Annotated in this window: 18 protein-coding genes; 10 read left to right on the top strand and 8 right to left on the bottom strand. The window is 64.3% G+C overall.

Going from position 1 to position 20864, the window contains the following annotated elements; all coding sequences use genetic code 11:
- Positions 1 to 75 precede the first annotated feature (75 nt).
- The gene (locus tag PATSB16_RS14285) at positions 76 to 699 is read left to right on the top strand and encodes a 2-hydroxychromene-2-carboxylate isomerase (protein WP_156884758.1); all 624 of its coding nucleotides are present in this window, start codon (positions 76 to 78) and stop codon (positions 697 to 699) included.
- A 38-nt stretch (positions 700 to 737) separates the two neighbouring features.
- Here the strand turns inward: PATSB16_RS14285 and PATSB16_RS14280 are convergent, their stop codons facing one another.
- The gene (locus PATSB16_RS14280) at positions 738 to 1274 is read right to left on the bottom strand and encodes a carboxypeptidase-like regulatory domain-containing protein (RefSeq protein ID WP_052892697.1); all 537 of its coding nucleotides are present in this window, start codon (positions 1272 to 1274) and stop codon (positions 738 to 740) included.
- Positions 1275 to 1483: 209 nt separating this feature from the next.
- Between PATSB16_RS14280 and PATSB16_RS14275 the strand changes: the two genes are divergently transcribed.
- The 6 genes from PATSB16_RS14275 to PATSB16_RS14250 all read left to right on the top strand — a co-directional run bounded on the left by PATSB16_RS14275 (position 1484) and on the right by PATSB16_RS14250 (position 5461).
- Positions 1484 to 1861 carry a TraR/DksA family transcriptional regulator gene (locus PATSB16_RS14275; RefSeq protein ID WP_047214782.1) on the top strand — a complete coding sequence of 126 codons (378 nt, stop codon included), beginning with the start codon at positions 1484 to 1486 and terminating at the stop codon, positions 1859 to 1861.
- Between the two features lie 19 nt (positions 1862 to 1880).
- Positions 1881 to 2072 (top strand): DUF2964 family protein, encoded by a 192-nt coding sequence (locus tag PATSB16_RS21015; RefSeq protein WP_052892696.1) that lies wholly within the window; start codon positions 1881 to 1883, stop codon positions 2070 to 2072.
- Between the two features lie 258 nt (positions 2073 to 2330).
- Entirely contained in the window at positions 2331 to 2927 is a 597-nt protein-coding gene (locus tag PATSB16_RS14265; RefSeq protein WP_047214780.1) for an SCO family protein, read from the top strand.
- A gap of 11 nt (positions 2928 to 2938) precedes the next feature.
- Positions 2939 to 3382 (top strand): copper chaperone PCu(A)C, encoded by a 444-nt coding sequence (locus PATSB16_RS14260; protein WP_047214779.1) that lies wholly within the window; start codon positions 2939 to 2941, stop codon positions 3380 to 3382.
- 2 nt (positions 3383 to 3384) lie between these two features.
- Positions 3385 to 4239, top strand: coding sequence for a cytochrome c oxidase assembly protein (locus tag PATSB16_RS14255; RefSeq protein ID WP_047214778.1), 855 nt, complete (start codon positions 3385 to 3387; stop codon positions 4237 to 4239).
- Between the two features lie 82 nt (positions 4240 to 4321).
- Positions 4322 to 5461: a hypothetical protein gene (locus PATSB16_RS14250; RefSeq protein WP_052892695.1), complete on the top strand. Its 1140-nt coding sequence runs from the start codon at positions 4322 to 4324 to the stop codon at positions 5459 to 5461.
- A gap of 62 nt (positions 5462 to 5523) precedes the next feature.
- Here PATSB16_RS14250 and rocF read toward each other — a convergent pair whose 3' ends face one another.
- Both rocF and PATSB16_RS14240 read right to left on the bottom strand, forming a co-directional pair.
- The gene (gene rocF / locus PATSB16_RS14245) at positions 5524 to 6435 is read right to left on the bottom strand and encodes an arginase (RefSeq protein WP_047216596.1); all 912 of its coding nucleotides are present in this window, start codon (positions 6433 to 6435) and stop codon (positions 5524 to 5526) included.
- A 22-nt stretch (positions 6436 to 6457) separates the two neighbouring features.
- Positions 6458 to 7516: an ornithine cyclodeaminase gene (locus PATSB16_RS14240; RefSeq protein WP_047214777.1), complete on the bottom strand. Its 1059-nt coding sequence runs from the start codon at positions 7514 to 7516 to the stop codon at positions 6458 to 6460.
- A 151-nt stretch (positions 7517 to 7667) separates the two neighbouring features.
- Between PATSB16_RS14240 and PATSB16_RS14235 the strand changes: the two genes are divergently transcribed.
- Entirely contained in the window at positions 7668 to 8135 is a 468-nt protein-coding gene (locus PATSB16_RS14235; RefSeq protein WP_047214776.1) for an Lrp/AsnC family transcriptional regulator, read from the top strand.
- 25 nt (positions 8136 to 8160) lie between these two features.
- On the opposite strand, the gene PATSB16_RS14230 is transcribed toward PATSB16_RS14235, so the two are convergent.
- Entirely contained in the window at positions 8161 to 9714 is a 1554-nt protein-coding gene (locus tag PATSB16_RS14230; protein WP_072628656.1) for a DHA2 family efflux MFS transporter permease subunit, read from the bottom strand.
- A 30-nt stretch (positions 9715 to 9744) separates the two neighbouring features.
- Positions 9745 to 10251: a MarR family winged helix-turn-helix transcriptional regulator gene (locus tag PATSB16_RS14225; protein ID WP_169834621.1), complete on the bottom strand. Its 507-nt coding sequence runs from the start codon at positions 10249 to 10251 to the stop codon at positions 9745 to 9747.
- A gap of 216 nt (positions 10252 to 10467) precedes the next feature.
- On the opposite strand from PATSB16_RS14225, the gene PATSB16_RS14220 reads away from it, so the two are divergent.
- The gene (locus PATSB16_RS14220) at positions 10468 to 13797 is read left to right on the top strand and encodes a hypothetical protein (RefSeq protein WP_083566888.1); all 3330 of its coding nucleotides are present in this window, start codon (positions 10468 to 10470) and stop codon (positions 13795 to 13797) included.
- A 70-nt stretch (positions 13798 to 13867) separates the two neighbouring features.
- Here the strand turns inward: PATSB16_RS14220 and PATSB16_RS14215 are convergent, their stop codons facing one another.
- From PATSB16_RS14215 to PATSB16_RS14205, 3 genes are read right to left on the bottom strand one after another with little or no spacing between them, the layout of a single operon-like run.
- Positions 13868 to 14824: a DUF979 domain-containing protein gene (locus PATSB16_RS14215; protein WP_047214773.1), complete on the bottom strand. Its 957-nt coding sequence runs from the start codon at positions 14822 to 14824 to the stop codon at positions 13868 to 13870.
- 6 nt (positions 14825 to 14830) lie between these two features.
- Positions 14831 to 15574, bottom strand: a complete 744-nt coding sequence (locus PATSB16_RS14210; RefSeq protein ID WP_047214772.1) for a DUF969 domain-containing protein — start codon at positions 15572 to 15574, stop codon at positions 14831 to 14833.
- A gap of 51 nt (positions 15575 to 15625) precedes the next feature.
- Positions 15626 to 16453 (bottom strand): helix-turn-helix transcriptional regulator, encoded by an 828-nt coding sequence (locus PATSB16_RS14205; protein WP_083566786.1) that lies wholly within the window; start codon positions 16451 to 16453, stop codon positions 15626 to 15628.
- Positions 16454 to 16949: 496 nt separating this feature from the next.
- Here PATSB16_RS14205 and PATSB16_RS14200 point away from each other — a divergent pair, with 496 nt between their 5' ends.
- On the top strand, positions 16950 to 20618 hold the full coding sequence (locus PATSB16_RS14200) for a hydantoinase B/oxoprolinase family protein (protein ID WP_047216593.1): 3669 nt from the start codon (positions 16950 to 16952) through the stop codon (positions 20616 to 20618).
- Positions 20619 to 20864: the final 246 nt, after the last annotated feature.

Genomic DNA, 20864 nt, shown 5'->3' with positions numbered 1-20864 from the left:
GTGTTTGAACCGCACCGGCCGGGTTGCGTTTGAATGGAACGCACTCGCCGTATTCGCCAGCCGCCAGGAGGCTCCATGACCCTCGCAGCGCCAGTCTCATTGCCCACCCTTGAATTCTGGTTCGAATTCGGCAGCAACTACAGTTACCTGAGTGTCATGCGCATTGGCGATCTGGCACGGCAGCGGGGCGTGACGGTGGCATGGAAACCGTTTCTGCTGGGGCCGATCTTCCAGGGGTTTGGCTGGAACAGTTCGCCGTTCGTGCTGCAAAAGGAAAAAGGCATCTACGTCTGGCGCGACATGGCTCGCCAATGTGCCAAGTACGGCTTGCCGTGGAAGCAGCCGAGCCAGTTTCCGCGGCGATCGGTTCTGCCGGTCCGGGTCGCGTTGCTTGGCGCCGAAACGCCCTGGATCGAGGCATACAGCCAGCGCATGATGCAGCGCAATTTCGTCGAGGATCGTGATATCGATGCGCCCGAAGCGGTGAGCGAGGTGCTGGCGGACCTTGGCCTGCCGGCCCAAGACCTGCTGCGCGCCGCGCAGGCGGAAGGCAACAAGCAGCGCTTGCGTGAGCAAACCGACGAAGCGCGCCGCCGCGGCATTTTTGGGGCGCCCACGTTTTTTGTCGGTAGTGAAATGTTCTGGGGCAACGACCGCCTCGACGATGCGTTGGATTTTGCCGTGTACGCACCGCGCTGATGCCCGCCAATGGCCTGGCTCAGGATTGGCGTTCCGGCTTAGCGCGGCCGATGGAGTCGATGGGGCCGGTGAGGCCGCTCACAGGGCTCCGCGGCGCATGGCCTTGCATGACGGGTGTCCGGCGTGCCGGCAGGACTGGCCGCATCGGTTTCGCCGCCGGCCCAGACGAACACCGGGCTCGCGCTGCCTTGCCGCGCGATGGTGACGTTACGTTCCTGCGCCGCACCTTCGTAGCGCGCCCGGACCCGGTAGGTCCCCGGCGGCAGTTCGACATACAGGAACGGCCCGGTCGTGATGGTCGACAGCACTACGGCGCCGTCGGCCCGCTCGATCCTGACATGGACGTCGGCCAGATAGGCGCCGCCTGCCTGCGCGAAGGTCATGCGCAGCGAGTATTGCGGTGCCGCTGCACGCATTGCCTGGACTTCGTCTTCACCGACCCCGCCACTCAGATAAGCGACAGATCCCGCCCGCTGAGGCGACAGCTCGCCTGGCAGGGGAGCCTGCGCCGCCGCGGCGCCGGCCAGGGCGAGTGACACGGCCAGTGTGGCCGCTATGTTTTTCGCGTAAGACATCGCAACTCCCGTAAAAATCTGCCAGCAAACCATGCCGGTGCCCCGGTGCCATGGTGCCTTGCGGCAGGTGCCGCTTGCAGCCCGGGCGCGTGCGCCGACACCCAGCAGTGTGACCGTTCGTTTCGGGGGATTCTTGACGCACGTCAAGGGGCGATCGGCCCGGCCGTCCACAATAAATACAAATTGACCCGGATGCCGAGGGAGGCAATATGGACCACCTGAGCGAACAAGCGATCGCGGCACTGGCGAAGCACCTCGACGAGGCCGAGGCGCGTATCGCCACGGAGTTGGAGAGTGCCGAGCGTGCGTCGCGCGATTTGCCGGTCGGGGAGGTCGAGGACGAGGCCGACGTGGCGTTCGACACTGAAACCAAGGCGATGGGCGAGGCGATGTTGCAACGCCATCTGGCACAACTGCGCGATGTCGCCGCGGCGCGCGAGCGGATCAAAGCCGGCGTCTATGGCGTGTGTGTCGACTGCGGCAGCGAGATCGACTACGCGAGGCTCGAGGCCTATCCGACGGCCAAGCGCTGCACGGCGTGCCAGCGCCATCATGAACGTCTGTTCGCGCCCGAAGCGGCTTCCTAGCGTTGCCAGGGAGGAGATCGTGAGACGAGGCGAGTTTTTCATCTTTTTGGCGATTATTGCCGTGTTCGTGTCGCTGGCTGGCGTTGCGGTGGCAATCTATGGCCTGCTGCGGCAGGAGCGGCCAATCGTCAATGGCGGAATCACGACCATCGTGATCGGCGCATCGGCCGTGGTGTTGCTGCTCAATGCGCCATTCAGGAAGCACCGCTGAGCGCCATGCCGTAATACCGGCGATAAGCGCCCGGCATGCGCACGGCAAGACAAATCCGCTAGAATTTTCCCCACTGTGTTACGCTCCGGTCGATGCCGGCGCGGGCAGGAGGCTCGACGGGTAAAACACCATACCGAGCTCCCGAGCCTGCTGGCGTGGTCCGCCGTACGCGCGAGCGACCCGCCGGCAAATGCCTGCGACAGCGCAGATGCCTTCGCAGTTGCCCCCATTCATTTGCAGGAGACTCGGCCGGTGGTCATGGCATATTTCAGGAAATCGACGCGCCTGCTGCTGCTGTGCGCATTGCTTCTGGCAGGCTGCGGCAGCAAACCCCAACAGTGGTCGCTGACCGACGTGACCGGGCATCTGCCGGATCTCCAGTTTTCGCTGACTTCCGATCAGGGGCGCGCGGTCAGTGCCAAGGATTATCGCGGCGACGTGGTGTTGCTGTATTTCGGCTACACGCACTGTCCCGACGTCTGCCCGACCACCATGGCGCACCTGGCGGCGGTGATGCAGAAGCTGGGCGCGGCGGCCGATCACGTGCGCATTCTCTTCGTCAGCGTCGATCCGGCCCGCGATACGCCAGCGCTGCTGCACGAATATGTCACCGCCTTCTCGCCGCGCGCGGTCGGCCTGACTGGCAGCAACAACGAACTCGCCACCGTCGCCCGGCGCTATCGCGTGGCCTACGAGGCCGAAAAGCCCGGTGCCAATGGTAATTACGAGGTCACGCACAGCTCGGCCGTGTATATTTTCGATGCGAGCGGACGCGCTCGCTTGCTGGCCACGCCGGACGACTCCATCGACGCGATGACGCACGATATCCGGCAGCTCCTGGATTCCAACTCCTGAGGCGAAACATCATGAAAAAATTGAGATGTCTGTTGGCGGTCGCGGGCCTGGCGATCGCTTTTTCCGCCTCGGCCGCCGGCAATGCATCGCTCGAGGTGCAGCACGGCTGGGTTCGCTGGCTGCCGGGCGGATTGCCCGCCGCCGGCTATCTGACCATCGTCAACCGAGGTAACGAACCGGTGGCTCTGGTCAAGGCCAGCAGCCCCGACTATGCCGACGTGATGCTGCACCGAACCACATCCTCGGGCGGCACGACCCGGATGGAGCCAGTCGACCGGATGACGGTACCCGCCCATGGTCAGGCGGCGCTCTCGCCGGGGGATTATCATCTGATGCTGATGCAGGCCAAGCGTCCGGTGGCGCCGGGTGACAACGTCGCGGTGACGTTGCAGTTCTCCGACGGGGCGTTGCTGCACACGCAACTGAAGGTCCGGCCTGCGAACCAAGTGAACTGATCGTGTCGCTGCTCGGATGGCTCGTGCCGTGGGAGCCTTCGCCGACGGTGGTGCTGTCCATCGCGACGAGCGCGCTTCTCTACCTGCGGGGCTGCCGCGTGCGGCGCACCTCCGTGGCGCGCCAGATCGCCTTCTGGAGCGGACTGGCGCTGCTGTATGCCGCGCTGCACACGCGGCTCGATTATTACGCCGAGCACGCCTTCTTCGTGCATCGAATCCAGCATCTGATGCTGCATCACCTCGGGCCTTTCCTGATCGTCCTGAGTTATCCCGGCACCACCCTGTATGCCGGGGTGCCGCTTGCCTGGCGCCGGCGCTGGCTGCGGCCCACGCTCGATTGGGCGCCGGTGCGCAAAACACTCGACGTGCTGCTGCATCCGGCGGTGGCCGCCTTTCTGTTCGTCGGCCTGATTTATTTCTGGCTGATCCCTGCGGTACATTTCGACGCGATGCTCGACGTGCGGCTGTATCGCATCATGAACTGGGGCATGGCGCTCGACGGCCTGATGTTCTGGTGGCTGGTGCTCGACCATCGTCCGGCCCCGCCGGCGCGCCTGGCGCCGGGCGTGCGCATTCTCCTGACGATCGGCGTGATTCCGCCGCAGATCATTCTGGGGGCGGTGATCGGCCTGTCGTCGCGCGATTTTTATACCGTCTACTCCGTTTGCGGGCGCGCCTTCACCAATATCAGCCCGATCATGGATCAGCACCTGGGTGGGCTGATTCTCTGGATTCCGGGCTCGATGATGAGCGTGATCGGTGCGCTGGTGGCGCTGCGTCATTGGATGCGCAACGATAGCCGGCGAGGCAAGCGCGCGCCGCGCACTGCGGCGCGCCGGGTGGCCCACGGCAAGTAGCCTGGCTCAGCCGTATTCAAATGTATAATGCCGCGGCCGCCGATCCGATGCGGCGTTTTCCAACACTGGGCGGGCGATCACGATGGCGCAGACACTGAATCCATCGAACCATACTTTCGACTTTCACTGCCGCGGTGTCGGCGTGCCGCAGGCCGCGCGTGCCGGCGTGCAGGCCTACCTCGATGCGCTCGGCCTGCGCGATGACGTCAACCTCACGGAAGCGCCCGGCGCGCAGTTGCTTGTCGCGCTGCGCGAGGAGCGTGCCGCCGCCTGGGTGCCGCGCGGTGACACCACTTCGCTGGCACGCACGCTTGGCCTGGATCCGGTCGGCAAGCCCGAGGACCTCGAACGCGAGACCGTCGTGGCGATGCTGGCCGCGCCGCGCGTGTGCGGCTTCAACTACCCGAGTCTCGAGGAATTCCTCGCCGCCGTGCAGGTGCGTTGCCATATCGCCAGCGCGGCGCGTCGCACGCAACTGGCGTTCGACACGGTGGAAGCCGAGCGTCCAGCCGACTGCTGGACCTACGACGAAGAGCGCGGCTTCACGATCCTGCCGGGCAAGTCGCTGATCACGTCGCTGCAAAAGGCGACTCAGCCGGATGTGTCGGGCAAGCTGTATTCGTTTTCCTGCTACCGCGCCACCGAGTATGTGATCCTGCTCGGCATCGCCCAGACGCTGGCTGAGGTCAACCCGCCGCTGCTCGACCGGCTGCAGCGGCAGTGGCAGACCAAGGCGGTGATGTCGGGCCCCTTTCACGATGTTTTCCTGGTCGAATTCGGCGCCATGAACGATCCGCTGCCGCCGGGTTATTACGTGCCGGGCGACCGCCTGTGGTTCCGCAATCCCGACGAGCCGTCGTCCAACGTCCCGGGTTATGAGGGTTCCTGGGTGTTCTATTTGGGCGGCGGGGAGTTTTCGAACTTCTGGAAGCGCGATCAGCATTACACGCTGACCACCAAGTGCGTCGAAATCTATCACTGGCGGCACGGCGCCTACCGCGACGCGGCCGGGCAATGGCAGATGGACGAGAATATCGTCGAGGCGCGCATGCGCCAGACGCTCGCCGACCCGGCCGAGGTCGAGCGCGTGCTGCGGCAGGTGTTCCGGCTGCGCGATCCTCAGGGGGTATATGCCGAGGGCGGTTGCATCGATTCGTCGCGCGAGTGCCCGCGCCGGCTGTGCCCGACAACGTCGGATATCGTACTGCCCGACGTTGAGTGACGCTGGGTGACGTGGGTTGAGGTGAATCAATGCGGGCCCGGCGCGCATGCCGGGCCGCATATCTAGCGAATCAGCGTGGATTTGCCGAACAGGCTTTCGATCAGTTCCACCACCAGCACGGCGGTTTCGTTGCGAATGTCGCACGCCGGGTTCAACTCCATGATGTCGAGCGAGGCCAGGCGCCCCGTGTCGGCAATCATCTCCATGCAGAGCTGGGTTTCCCGATAGGTCGGGCCGCCGCGCACCGCGGTGCCGACTCCGGGCGCGATGGCCGGGTCGAGAAAATCGATGTCGAAACTCACGTGCAGATGGGTACGCTCGTCGATGCCGGCGAGCGCCTGCTCCATGGTCTGGCGCATGCCGTTCTCGTCGATGTGGCGCATGTCGAAGACAGTCAGGTGCAGGTCCTGCAGATGGTGCTTTTCCCCCGCGTCGACGCTGCGAATGCCGATCTGCCGGATCGCCGCCGGAGCGAGCGCCGGGGTCGCGCCGCTTAGCCCGGTGAGCGCTGCCGGGCCGCGCCCGCACAGGCAGGCCACCGGCATGCCGTGGAGATTGCCGCTGGGCGTGATCTGACTCGTATTGGCGTCGGCGTGCGCGTCGAGCCACAGCACCACGAGCTGCTTGCCGAGGGCGCGACAGTGTTGCGCCACGGCGCTGATCGAGCCGATCGCCAGGCAGTGATCGCCGCCGAGCAGCATCGGCAACTGCTCGGCGCGCAGGCACGCGAGGGTGGCTTCATGAACGGCGCGACACCATTCGGTGACTTCGGCCAGGTGCCGGAAGCCTTCGACCGGCGGCAGCCACGGATTGGCCGGCCCGCTCAGGTTGCCGGTGTCCAGCACGTCCAGCCCATGCCGCTGCAGGATGCCGGGCAGATCGGCTACGCGCAGCGCCTCCGGGCCCATCGAGGCGCCGCGCAGGCTGGCGCCGATATCGGTCGGTGCGCCGATCAGGCGAATGGTCTTGGTCATCGTGCGGCAAACCTCCTCGCCCTCAGGCATTGGCACGCGCCGCGCGCGGCACGGAAGATATCTTCGAGCCGCCCAGTGCGACCCGGTAGAGATCCTTGGCATCGGCCGGCGCCGGAATCAAATCGATCGACTGATGAAAGCCATGTCCCAGATGCGCATCAAGATAGCGCAACGCCGAGAAATCTTCCAGCGCGAAACCGACCGAATCGAACAGCGTAATTTCCTGCGCCGATGTGCGTCCGGGCGCGGCGCCGGTCAACACCGACCAGAGTTCGGTGACGGGAAAATCGGCCGGCATTTGTTGTACTTCGCCCTCGATGCGCGATTGCGGTTCGAACTCCACCACCACGCGCGCTGCTTCCAGCACGGCCGGGGCCAATTCGGTCTTGCCGGGACAGTCGCCGCCGACCGCGTTCAGGTGCATGCCGGCTTCGAGCAGGCCGGCGTCGAGCACCGTCGAGCGGCGTTTGTCGGCGGTCACGGTGGTGACGATGTCGGCCCCCCGCACCGCTTCTGCCACGCTGCCCGCCTGGATCACGCGCAGCGCCGGATAGGCGGCGAGATTGCGGCACAGTTTCGCGCTCGCGCCCGGATCGACGTCGAAAACCCGCAATTCGTCGATACCCAGCAGCGCGTGAAAGGCAATCGCCTGGAACTCGCTTTGCGCACCGTTGCCGACCAGCGCCATCGTATGGCTGTCGCGGCGCGCGAGGTAGCGCGCGGCCAGCACCGAGGTCGCCGCAGTGCGCAGCGCGGTGCTCAGCGTCAGTTCACTGAGCAGCCGCGGGTATCCGGTGTCGACGTCGGCCAGTACGCCGAACGCGGTGACCGTGAGCAGCCCCTGGTGCGTGTTGCGCGGATGCCCGTTGACGTACTTGAACGCATACAGCGTGCCGTCGGAAATCGGCATCAGCTCGATCACGCCGAGCGTCGAGTGGGCGGCCAGTCGCGCGGTCTTCTCGAACTGCGGCCAGCGCCGGTAGTCGGCCTCGATGTAAGTGGATAGCTCGCCGATGACCTGCTCGAGCGGATGATGCGCCAGATATTGCTGCAATTCCTGAGTGCCGATGTATTTGAGCATGATGCACGACCGGGGTTGGAGAAAGTTCGTGAACTTTCTTGATGTTCGTCATGTAAGAAATTGTAGGTTTTTAACGTCGAAATTTGCTTTCTTTTTATTATTTGATGTGGCATTTTCATGAAATTAAATTTCACATCGATGGGAGGGCGCCATGGACGCGTTCGACGTCAAAATTCTCGATTGCCTGCAGCACAGCGGCCGCATGAGCAACGTCGAGATGGCCGAAAGCATTCACTTGTCGCCCCCGCAATGCTTGCGGCGGGTGCGTGCGCTGGAGGAAAAAGGCGTGATTCGCCGCTACGCCGCGCTGGTCTCGCCGTCGCAGGTCGGGCTCAATGTCATGGCGTTCGTCGCGCTGTCGCTCGATCGCGATCAGTTCCGCCGGGTGCGCGAGGTGGAGAAGGTCATCATGTCGTTTCCCGAAATCATCGAGTGCTTCACGATTTCGGGCGACTTCGATTACCTGCTGAAGGTCGTCGGACGCGACCTGAAGAGCCTGTCGCAGTTTCTCACCGATCGCCTGATGCAGGTGCCGGGCGTCGCCGGCGTGCGCTCGATGATCTGCCTGGAGGAGGTCAAGCCGCTCGCGCCGTTGCCGGTCGACCTGAACAACCTCTAGTACGCGCGCAGCGCGAACCTCGGCTCTAATCCATCGCCACGTGCAAATTCTCGTCGCCGCTGGACTGCGGCGATTTTTTTGTGCTGATGAACAGCAGCAGCGGCATCACCAGCAGCGTCATGATCATCATGAACTTGAAGTCGTCGTTGTAGGCGATCATGGCGGCTTGCCGGGTGACTTCCTGATTCAGCAGCGCCAGCCCGGCGGCGCTGTGCGGATCGAGCAGCGTTTTCGCCGCGCTGCCCAGCGAAGTGAACGGCGTGATGTATTCGGCCAGCGACGCATGCGCGATCTGGGTATTCTGCGTCAGCAGGGTTTGCACGATCGAGATGCCGATACTGCTGCCGATGTTGCGCGACAGGCTGTAGATTGCCGTGCCGTCGGCGCGCAATGAGGGCGCCAGCGTCGCGAAGGTGATGGTCGTCAGCGGCACGAACACGAAGCCCAGGCCGAAACCCTGGATGACGCCGGGCCAGACGATGTCGCTGGGGCTGAGCACGGTCGTGTAACCGCTCATCTGATACAGCGAGTAGGCCGTCAGGGCGAAGCCGAACCCCAGCAGCAGCCGTACGTCGACGCGCCCGACCATGCGGCCCACGAACAGCATCGCCAGCATCGTGCCGGCGCCGCTGGGCGCGGTGACCAGCCCGGTGAGCAGGGCCGGGTAGCCGAGCACGGTTTGCAGCAGCGGCGGCAGCAGCGCGCGGGTCGCGTACAGGATCAGGCCGACCACGAAAATATAGATGACGCCGGTGTTGAAGTTACGGTCCTTGATCAGCGACCTATTGAAGAACGAGTGCTCGTCGGCGGTCCAGGTGTGTACCAGGAAATACGAGAAACTGATGATCGCGCCAAGTGTCTCCAGCCAGATTTCGGTGGAGTTGAACCAGTCCTTTTGCTCGCCCCGATCGAGCAGCATCTGCAACAGGCCGATCGCCAGGCTCAGCGTTGCAAAACCGAAAAAGTCGAATTTCTGCGTGGTTTGCAGCGCGGTCTCGCGCATATAGGTGGCGATGCCGAAAAAGGCGATCAGGCCGATCGGCAGGTTGATGTAGAACACCCAGCGCCAGTTGTAGCTGTCGGTCAGCCAACCGCCCAAGGTTGGCCCGAGAATCGGGCCGACCATCACGCCCATGCCGAACATCGCCATGGCGCTGCCATGCTTGTGCGGAGGGTTGATGTCGAGCAGCACCGCCTGCGACAGCGGCACCAGCGCCGCGCCGCACACGCCCTGGAACAGTCGCGCCAGCACGATTTCAGGCAGCGAGCCGGCAATGCCGCACAGGGCCGAGGCCAGCGTGAAGCCGGCCACCGACAGCAAAAAGATGCGCTTGCGTCCGAAGCGCGCGCTGAACCAGCCGGTCAGCGGCGTGGCGATGGCCGCCGCAACGATATACGAGGTCAGCACCCAGGTGATCTGATCCTGCGTGGCCGACAGGCCGCCGGCCATATGCGGCAAAGCGACGTTGGCGATCGTGCTGTCGAGCGTCTGCAGCACGGTGGCCAGCATTACCGAGATCGAGATCAACCCTCGGTGCTTGGGCTCGCCTGTCAGCGAAGGGGAATGGGCGGAGGTCATGGATGAATTCGCGGGCCGCGTCGGCGTGGTTCAGTGCGCGCTGCCGTCGGTGCGCTGGGCCGCGGCGGTTTCGCTGGCGGTCAGATTGTTCAGCACCTTGCGCAGCAGGCGCACGAGTTCGGCTTTTTCGGTGGCGCTGATTTGCTGCAGCGCCTCGGCTTCGATGACATTGCTGAAGGCCACGATCGCATCGATCATGTCCTCGCCTTGTTGATTCAGATGCAATTGAAATGCTCGCTTGTCGCAGGGGTCGGGAACGCGGCGCAGCAGGTTCTTCTCTTCGAGCCGGTCGACCAGACGCACCAGGGCCATTGGCGTGAGTTCCATGCGTTCGGCCAGCGCTTTCTGGCTCATCACGCCGTAGCGCTCCAACATCACCAGCACCCGGCATTGCGCGCGCGTCAAATCGAAATGATCGCGCGCCTGCCGGTCGAACGAGCGCGAGTACACGCGGGCCACATCGTGGACCAGAACACCAAAGCGGGACGACCAATCGATTCTGCGCATGACGGCGGAAATAATAAACGTGTTTATCATTTTCTCAGAAAACCCGGGTCTTGTGCAAGCCAGTGTTGCGCGCGCCACGTAGAACTTCCGGGCGGCGCGGCGCAGGCGGGTTTGCGCCGGACGGCGAGCACGTCCGCGCCCGGACATGCATGCCTACGTAATCCCGTGGTTGGCGGGCCATGACATATTGCTGTCATCGCCGTTGCAGATGCTGTGCGCGATCTTCACAAAATCGTGTGCAACGCCATGACATTTCCCATCGATGGCGGCCTGCTGGCCGACCGGCCAGTCGAGCCGTTTGCAGGGCTGGCGACGACGCCGGCCCTGACCGCTGGCACTCCGGCGAAGCCGGTTATCAAGCCCGCGTCAACGCAACAGCAAACGCCAAAACCGGGGCCGACCCCGACTCCTGGACAACTTGCGGCGGGCGCGCGCCTGACGGCGGGACAAAGCGTGCTGTCGGCAAACGGGCGCTTCGAGCTGAGGATGCAAAGCGACGGCAATCTGGTCGAGCTCGATCGCACCACCAATGTGGTCGTCTGGGCCAGTCACACCGCCGGTTCCGGCGCGACGCTCGCGCTGATGCAGAGTGACGGCAATCTGGTGTTGTATCGCGGTGCGGCCGATGGTGCGGGCGGTGGGCCCGCGGTCTGGTCCAGCGGTACCGCCTCGCATGCGGGGGCCTGGCTGGCGGTGCAGAACGACGGCAATCTGGTGATCTATCCGACGGGCCGCGCGCGGCCGGGGCACGACCTGTGGGCCAGCGGCGTGCCGCTGGCCGAGACGCCGGGTGCGCTACCGCCGCTGCCTACCCAGTCGGCCGCGGCCGACGCCCAGCTCCTGCCGTCGAGCGGCATCGGGCTGTTCGCGCCGGGCGCGCCCGAGCTGGGTATCGAGCAGACACCTCTTGCGCCCGGCATGTCGCCCTACCAGGTGCTGCAGCAGCAAAACATTTTCGCCCAGCCCAAGCTACTCGACGATACGGCGCTGCTCAACGCGAATCTGGCGGCGACGCCGTCGCTCGATCGTGCCGCGTTCGGCACGCGCCTGGCCAATCCGGTCGGGACGGTGTACTCGCTGCCGATCGGCACCTCCGTGACGGTGCTCGATCCGACCCGTCTTGCGTTGCTCGAGCAGCAGCGTACCGAACTGCATGCGGCGGAAACCGCACCCGCATCGCAATACAAATCGAGCGTGGCGACACTGTCCGCGACGATTTACCAGGAACTCGAATACGCCGGCACGCGCCAGTCGGTGCCCGATGCCAAGGCGCTGGCAGCCACGATCCGTGCGCGCGCGCCGGGCGATGCAACTTTCCAGAAAGCCGTCGACGATGCGCTCAGGATGTATCAGGGCACGCTCGACGCGCAGGGCCGCAACAGCGCGCAACTCGGCAAGATCGACGCGGCCGCGGCTGCCGGCGACTGGGCCCAGGTGCGCACGCTCGCCGCGCAGCAGACCGCGGCGACCGTCGGTGCTGACAAGGGCGCTGCGGCGCTGGGCGATATCACCGCGCGGGGCAGCGTCTACCTGACCTATGCCGGTGGCGATCCGCATTTCGCCCAGGCGATCAAGGCGGGCATCGCCGATGCGCGCCAGGCGGTGCTGATCGATAAACCGGTCAACGGCGTGCTGGCCGCGTATCGCAGCGGCGGTGCGCTTGCGGCGATGAAGGCGCTGGCCGGCGCCACCGATCCGCAGACGGCGACGCCCGCGCAAGTCGCGCAAATCCTGGCCGATGCGCGTATCCAGCAACTCGTCAAGCAGGTGCTGCATGGCTTGACGAGCTACGACGGCATGAGCGACCCGCCCGTCACGATCATTGGCTACCTTGCCGCCGCTTGCCAGCATGCCACCGAGAGCGACCAGGGGAAGGCCGGGCTGGGCAAGCAGGCGGTCGACCGCATCGCCATCGATTTCGTCGCCGAGGCCGACGGCATGCCGCCCGACAAGGGGCTCGACGTCTTTCAAAACCCGCGTTTGATGAGCCAGATATTCACCGACGCGACCGGGCAGGGCAATGCCTCGCTCGGGCTCGCGGTGGCCGCGCAGGCGCAGCGCTATCTGAATCCGATCTTTGCCAGCGCCGCGCTAGACGGCGTGCGGGTCGGACTCGATACGCTCAAGGGCTCGGTCGACTCGCTCGACAAGCAGACCACGAACGATGCAGCATTTCTCACGGTGCCGCTCAAGGACTGGGGCGGCGACAGCACGCCCGCGCAACAGCAGCAATTGATCAAGACGCTGCTGGCCGATAATCCCGCCGATGCCAAAAAGCTCAATGACGACGGCGCCCAGATCGCGCAGATGCAGGAGACCACCGACAGCGTGCGCATGGCCGTGGCGGCATATCGCGGCGAGCTGCACGGTGTCACCGGCTTCGACGTCGACGCACCGATGAGTTTTCGCAGCGGCCAATACAACTGGTCGGTGGCGAACACACCCAGCGTTACCAAGGCGCTCGCCGCACTGCCCACGCTGGTGGGCGCCGGCAAGCCGGGCAGCACCGCGCCGGTCGAGCCGTCGACCAACACGGTATGGCTGCAGCGCTCGCTGCGCAAAGTGGTCGAGCAAATGGGCACGAAGCTGATTGCCAATCTGGCCAGCGCGGGGCCCGGCAAGCTCCTGACGCCTGGCGGCGCCAAGCTCGCGCAAACGGTATGGAAGCGGGCGAACAAGACGCTCGGTGCGGTGCTGTATTTTCAGAATGGCGCGTATTCGCTCAGCGAGGCGGCCGACGGAGGACTTTCGGTGTTGCTGACCGACGGAGCCTCGGGTATCCGTCAGGACCTGGCTGGCGTGTCGTACGCAATGTCCGCGACAATTCCGAGCGACGTGCTTGGTTCGGTTCGCCCCGGCTCTGGCGTCACGCCGCTCGCACGCGGCTATGAGAAAATCGCCGCCCAGCTCGACGAGCTTGGACTGCCCAAGCTGGCCAGCTCGGGACTCAAGATATCGATTCACCTGGCCATGCAGGACACCTCGGATCTCGCCTCGTCGATTCTCGGCGCGGTCGAGGCGGCGCAGGAATTTGCAGACGGCGAGAACTGGAAAGGCGTGGGCAACGTGCTGAACGCGACCGGCTATGCGGCATTGCTGACCGGCCCGGGCATCGACGCATCCGAGCTGCCGGCGGGCGCCACCGTGCTGGGGTTGGACGCGGCGGGCTGGACCGGTATCGGCGCGCTGCTGGTGCTCGCCGGCGCGGCCATCTACACGGCCGCCGACGGGTACTCGCGCTCGCACGCCTACGACGGCAACGACAGGCAGTTGCTCGTGGCGATGGGCGTACAGCCGGATATTGCCGCGCAGCTCGCCAAGCATGCGACGGCATTCTCCGGCGCACCGCCGAGCGCCGGACCGTTCCTCGGTGCGTATTTCAAGCACGGTCACCAATCCGAACAGCAGATGGTCGCCTGGCTCAATGGCCTGACGCCGCATCAGGCCGATGTGATCGCCAGCGCGATCAAATCGTTTCCCGACAATTGGCAGAGCGTGCCGATGACGCGGCTCGCGCAGGCGTTCGACGATGCGCTGCTGAAGTATGGCGTGATGCCGCCGATTCAGCTCATCTGAAACGCGCTGCCGGCCGGCGCGCCGCCCGGGTGGGCGACGCTGCCGACGCGGCATGCGGGAGCGACACGAATCAACGGTACATCAGGAAATACAGCAGACCGATGTTCGCCGCCAGCAGCAGCAGCCCGGTGGGAACCTGCACCTTGATTACGGCGTTCTGATCGGGCAGCTCGAGCAGCGCCGCCGGCACGATATTGAAGTTCGCAGCCATGGGCGTCATCAGCGTGCCGCAATAGCCCGAGAACATGCCGATAGCCGCCATCACGGCCGGATTGGCATGATGCATGCCAACCAGGATCGGTACGCCGACGCCGCCGGTGATCACCGGGAAGGCCGCGAAGCCGTTGCCCATGATCATGGTGAACAGCGCCATGCCGACGCAAAACACCACGACTGCCACAAGTCGCGAGTCCATATCGATATAGGCTGTCGCCAGATGTGCAACGGCCTTGCCAACGCCGGCGTCGGAGAATACCAGCCCAAGCATGGCCAGCATTTGCGGCAGCACCACCGCCCAGCCGAGCGATTCGGTCAGGCGGCGCGATTCGCGCATCGACTGCGCCGCCGAGTCGCGTGTCAGCCAGCAAGCGAACACCAGCGCCGCGATACAACCCAGGCCCAGCGAGACGAAGGTGGTGTTGTGCGGATCGAGCAGCGGCACTCCGCCGATTGTGACGCGGTTGAAAAGCACCGTGCCCAGGACCGTCACCACGGGAATCGTCAGGGCCGGCACGAACAGCTTGTTGCCCAGACGCTGCGCGCTGGCGCGTCGTTCGGCGTCCGGCAGCAGTTCATGCTTGCCATGCGTGACGCCGCCGAAGCCGGCAATCAGTGCCATCACGATCGCCGCAACGCCCACCAGCGCGGCCGGCAGCTTGTCGCCGACCAGGAAGATCGCCGCATACAGCGCCCAGAACAGCCCGCTTTGCAGGCGCTTGGGATGGCGCTTGTCGGTGAGCGTCATGATCGCCGTGACGGCCAGCACGAGCCCCATCAGCCAATACAGATATTCAATGGAAATGATCATGATGTTTTACTCCGTGGCTGTGGTGGGCTGGGAGCTCACGCCGCGCGCGGCGGCCTCGGCGCCGGCGCGGACTTCGCGCTCGAGCCAGCGGTCGAAACGCAGCAGCCGTGCGCTATGAATGAGGAACGCGCAGATCGCCGTCGGAATACCCCACACGGCGATATGCAGCGGCGCAATGTCGATACCCGAGCCGAGCAAAAAAGTGTGCATCAGCGCGATGGCGCCGAAGGCGACGAAAATATCTTCGCCGAAAAACACGCCGACGTTGTCGGCCGACGCGCAATACGCGCGGATCTTGTAGCGCACCTCGTCGGAAATCTCGCCGTAGCGGTTCTCTGCCGCGCCCTCGGCCATCGGCGCGAGCATTGGCCGCACCATTTGCGGATGGCCGCCGAGGCTGGTCAAACCCACCGATGCGGTTAACTCGCGCGCCAGCAAATACACGATCAGCAACCGGCCTACCGTGGCCGATTGGATGCGAGCAATCCACTCCTGCGCATGTTCTCGCAGGCCGTGCCGCTCGAGCAGGCCGATCACCGCGAGCGGCAGCAGGATGATCAGCGGCAGCGCGCGCGTTTTGATGAAGCCGGTGCCGATGGCCGCCAGTATCTGCGGCACCGGCATCGCGGCGGCAAGCCCGGTTACCACGGCAGCCGCGGCCACCACCAGCATCGGATTGAAGCGGAGAATGAAACCTGCCGCGATGACGGCCACGCCCAGCAATGGCCATAGGTTGATGGATTCCTGCATGTTTGTCTCCTGCCTGATATCAAAATAACGGGCCGTGCGGCCCGGGCTGAGTCACACCAGACCGAGCCGCCCCGCTGCATAGGCCAATTCGGTGCGATTGGACGCCGCGTACCGCTTGCGCAAAAAGCGCAAGTGATAATCGACGTTATGCGTGGTGGTGTGCAGTCGCTGAGCAATTTCTTTGTCGCTCATGCCGCTGGCCACACACGCAAGAATGCGATGCTGCATGGATGACAACGATGCTTCGTTATCCTGCAAAGCGAGGCATACACTGCCACTGATGCTCTGATGCAGCGCACAGGCCAACATCAGCGCCTGACCGAATACCGCGTCGGTTATCCATCCGCGATCGCGATGAGGCGCCGCAAAACTGATCAGAATTTGCAGCGGCACATTGGCGATTGGCACACGCAGCATGAAGCCGCTGTGAGCGACGGCGCTTTTCAGGCTCGACAGAAAATCGCGCACGCGCAGGGTGGGCAACAGGCTGCGCAAGCTCGCGCAGAGATGGTCGATGTCCCACACCACCGGCATGCCGCTGTCCGCCATCGTCTGCAGACGCGGGTCAATCAGATAGTGACCCTGAGAGAAGTAAGCGTCGTCCAGATGGGCGGGAGCCGCGCTATCGAGAAAGGTTGCGCTGGAGATCCGCTCGCCGCTGGCGTGCAGCGTCACATAACTCAGGTGGGTGAATCCGATGATGCGCAACATGCCGTGAATCAAGCGCATGCGTTCGGCGGGATCGCGGGTGCTCACCAACTCGCCGGCGATCGATGAACTGTCGCGAGACGGGATGGTCACCCACTCGCTCGGCGCGGGTTGAAATGGCAAATGATGAACCTGGAGGTGAGCGATTTCTGGCGTTTGCATGGGGGCCATGGGCTGCTGAGTGCGCGGCGCTAACAAAGTCAGACCCGGCCAGGGCGATATGCGCGAGCTTGCACGAGGGGTGAGAAGGGCAGATGTCACGATGCTGTCTCCTAAGACGCCGCCTGGCGAGCCGCATTGGCGGGCTTCGTGGGAGGGCGGTGTTGGGTCGGTTGCGGCATTCCCGTTGAGGCGATGAATGGCGCTGTGCAAAACCTCTTTCGTAGTAATTGAGTAAAATGTTGATAAATTGTAGATGATATGTCAATATAAATTTAAAGTTTTCATGAACGGGACGCCGCCAATAGCCAAAGCCGGACAGTCCCGCCGGGTACGACAAGGAGGTGACATGTTCTCTATCTACGCGTGGTGCTGCCGGCGCCGGCACCGTATCCGCCGACTCTGATTGGCGCGCCGTGTGCGGCAGCCGTCCGACTGCACGATTCAAAACGACCACAATCTCGCCGCGCGACAACAGTCGAATGCGGATTTTTGCCGGGACTTATCCATGACAACGCTCAACTCATCTCGCCTTGCGCCTGCCTCTGCCAAACCCGCCGATCGCTGGCAATTCTGGATTGACCGGGGCGGCACGTTCACCGATATCGTGGCGCGTCGCCCGGACGGCGCGCTGGTCACACATAAATTGCTCTCGGAGAACCCGGAGCGCTATGCCGACTCCGCGGTGCAAGGCATTCGCGAATTGCTCGGCGTGCGTCCGGGCGGCGAGATACCGGTGGATCAGATAGAGGTGGTGCGCATCGGCACCACGGTGGCCACCAATGCGCTGCTCGAGCGCAATGGGGAGCCGACCGTGCTGGCCATCACGCGCGGTTTTGGCGACGCACTGCGCATTGCTTATCAACACCGTCCGAAATTGTTCGTGCGGCGTATCGAGCTGCCCTCGCTGCTCTACGAGCACGTGGTCGAAATCGACGAGCGCATCGATGCTCATGGCGATGTGACCCGTGCGCTGGATCTGCAGGCGGCCGAGCGCGACCTGCGCGTGGCCTACGAGCGCGGCATTCGTGCCTGTGCCGTGGTGCTGATGCATGGCTATCGCTTTACGCGCCATGAAGAGGCAGTGGCCGAGCTGGCCCGGCACATTGGCTTTACGCAAGTGTCGGTAAGCCACGAAGTGAGCCCGCTGATGAAACTGGTTTCGCGCGGCGACACCACGGTGGTCGATGCCTACCTCTCGCCGATTCTGCGCCGCTACGTCGCGCAGGTTCAGGGCCAGCTCGGCGGCGTGCGCCTGCAGTTCATGCAAAGCAGCGGCGGCCTGACCGATGCCCACAAATTCCACGGCAAGGATGCGATTCTCTCCGGCCCGGCCGGCGGCATCGTCGGTGCGGTGCAGGTCTCGAAATTGGCCGGATTCGACAAGATCATCGGCTTCGACATGGGCGGCACCTCGACCGACGTCACCCATTACGCCGGCCAGTACGAGCGCGAATTCGTCACCGAAGTCGCCGGCGTGCGGCTGCGCGCGCCGATGATGAAAATTCATACGGTCGCCGCCGGCGGCGGCTCCATCTGCACGTTCGACGGCAGCCGCTTCCGGGTCGGACCGGAGAGCGCCGGCGCCAATCCCGGGCCGGCCTGCTACCGGCGCGGCGGCCCGCTGACGGTGACCGATTGCAACGTCATGGTGGGCAAACTCGATGCCGCGTTCTTTCCGAAAGTCTTCGGTCCGCACGGTGACATGCCGCTCGATACCGAGGTTGTTCGGCGCAAGTTCGAGGCCGTGGCCGAGGAAGTCGAGCGCGCTACCGGCGTCAAGCAGAGCCCCGAACAGGTGGCCGAGGGTTTTCTAAAGATCGCGGTCGAAAACATGGCCAACGCGATCAAGCAGATTTCCGTGCAGCGCGGCTACGACGTCACCCGCTATACGCTATGCAGCTTCGGTGGCGCCGGCGGCCAGCATGCCTGCCTGGTAGCCGATGCGCTCGGCATGGAAAAGGTCTTCATTCACCCGCTCGCCGGCGTGATGTCCGCCTACGGCATGGGGTTGGCCGACGTGCGCGCACTGCGTCAGCAGGCTGTCGAAGCGCGCCTGAGCGACGCCGAACTGGACCGCTGCGAGCCACGCTACCTGGCGCTTGAAGACATCGCCATGGGCGAGGTGGCCGAGCAGGGTATCGATACCGAGCACATCAGCGCGAAGCGCACGCTCTACGTCAAATACGACGGCACCGACACCACTCTCGAAATTCCATTCGCGCGCGACAATTCGTCGGTGACGGCCGTGTTCGAGCGTATCTATCGTGAACGCTACGGTTTCCTGATGCCCGGCAAGCCGCTGGTGATCGAAGCGATCGCCGTCGAGGCGATCGGCCGCGGGCAGGACGTCGAAACCGAAATGCTGGTCGACGAAGACAAGACGGCGAGTGCCGACCCGGTGGCGCGGGCGCGCGTCTATGCCGGCGGCGAATACCTCGAAGCACCGGTCTTCCAGCGCGAGCATTTGCGCCCCGGCGTGCGGCTCCAGGGGCCGGCAATCGTCATCGAGAAAAACGCCACTACCGTGATCGAGGCCGGCTGGAGCGCGCGCCTGACCGGCCGCGACCATTTGGTGCTCGAGCGAACCACCGCGCTGGCGCGCACTTACGCGGCCGGCACGCATGCCGATCCGGTGCTGCTCGAAGTGTTCAATAATCTGTTCATGTCGATCGCCGAGCAGATGGGCGTGACGCTGGCCAATACCTCGTCGTCGGTCAACATCAAGGAGCGCCTGGACTTCTCGTGCGCGATTTTCGACGGCGACGGCAACCTGATCGCCAACGCGCCGCACATGCCGGTGCATCTGGGCTCGATGGGCGAGAGCGTGCAAACCGTCCTCACGCGCCGCGCCGGCACCATGAAGCCGGGCGACGTGTTCGTATTGAACGCGCCGTATGCCGGCGGCACTCATTTGCCGGATGTCACGGTGGTCACGCCGATGTTCATCGGCGGGCACGCGCAGCCGCTGTTTTATCTGGCCGCGCGGGGGCATCACGCCGACATTGGCGGCATCACGCCGGGTTCGATGCCGGCCAATTCCTGCCATGTGGATCAGGAAGGTGTGCTGCTCGACAACGTGCAGCTGGTCGCCGAAGGCACGTTCCTGGAGAGTCGCATGCGCGAGTTACTTTCCTCGGGACCGCATCCGGTGCGCAATGTCGAACAGAATCTGGCGGACCTGCGTGCGCAGGTCGCGGCGTGCGCCAAGGGCGTCGAAGAGCTCGAAAAGATGGTCGGGCAGTTCGGCCTCGAGGTCGTGCGGGCCTATATGTCGCACGTGCAGGACAACGCCGAAGAGATGGTGCGTCGTGTGCTGACGGTGCTCAAGGACGGTCAGTTCGAATACGAGATGGATCACGGCGCGAAAATCGCCGTGCGCATCACCATCGACAAGACCGAGCGTAGCGCCGTGATCGACTTCAGCGGCACCAGCGCGCAGCGCCAGGACAACTACAACGCACCGGCCGCCGTCTGCAAGGCGGCGGTGCTGTATGTGTTCCGCACTTTGGTCGACGACGACATTCCGATGAATGCAGGTTGTCTCAAGCCGCTGCGCATCGTCATCCCGGAAGGATCGATGCTCAACCCGTGCTACCCCGCCGCGGTGGTCGCGGGCAACGTCGAAACCTCGCAGTGCATCACCGACACGCTGTACGGCGCGCTCGGCGTGATGGCCGCCGCGCAGGGCACGATGAACAACTTCACCTTCGGCAACGAGCGTTTCCAATACTACGAAACGATCTGCGGCGGTGCCGGCGCGGGGCCGGACTTCGATGGTTGCGACGCGGTTCAGACCCATATGACCAACTCCCGCCTGACCGACCCGGAAGTGCTCGAGTGGCGCTTTCCGGTACGCCTGGAGGACTTCCGCATCCGGCAGGGCAGCGGCGGCGCGGGCCTGCAGCGCGGCGGTAATGGCACCGAGCGGCGCATCCGCTTTCTCGAGCCGATGACGGCGGTGATTCTCGCCAACCACCGGCGCGTAGCGCCGTTCGGCCTGCACGGCGGCGGCAGCGGCGCGCCGGGACGCAACTGGGTCGAACGCGCCACGCGGGTCAACGGTCATTCGGCACGCGAGGAATTTGGCGCCACGCACGAGGTGCAGATGGCCGCCGGCGACCTGTTCGTGATCCAGACGCCGGGCGGCGGCGGCTTTGGTCAGACGCAAGCCTGAGCCTTATCCGCCGCATCCGTCAAAGCCAATGACGCGCCTCGTTCCGAGGCGCGTTTTTTTTCGCTACGAATTGTCCGGAAAATGCCTCGCAAACTACGAATAGGTCGAATTGAGTCCGGCCGGAACGTCGACCAAAATGCAGCCATCCACCGATGGACAGGCCTCGAAATTCTCCCCTGTCAGTGTCTTTGTACCGGCTTCGCAAGATTGCTTCCAATTTTCTCAATGCCGGCTTAATTAATATAT

The sequence above is a fragment of the Pandoraea thiooxydans genome (assembly GCF_001931675.1).
Lineage (GTDB): Bacteria > Pseudomonadota > Gammaproteobacteria > Burkholderiales > Burkholderiaceae > Pandoraea > Pandoraea thiooxydans.
The sequence above is the reverse complement of the archived record's forward strand: the minus strand, read 5'-3'. Positions and strand labels throughout refer to the sequence as shown.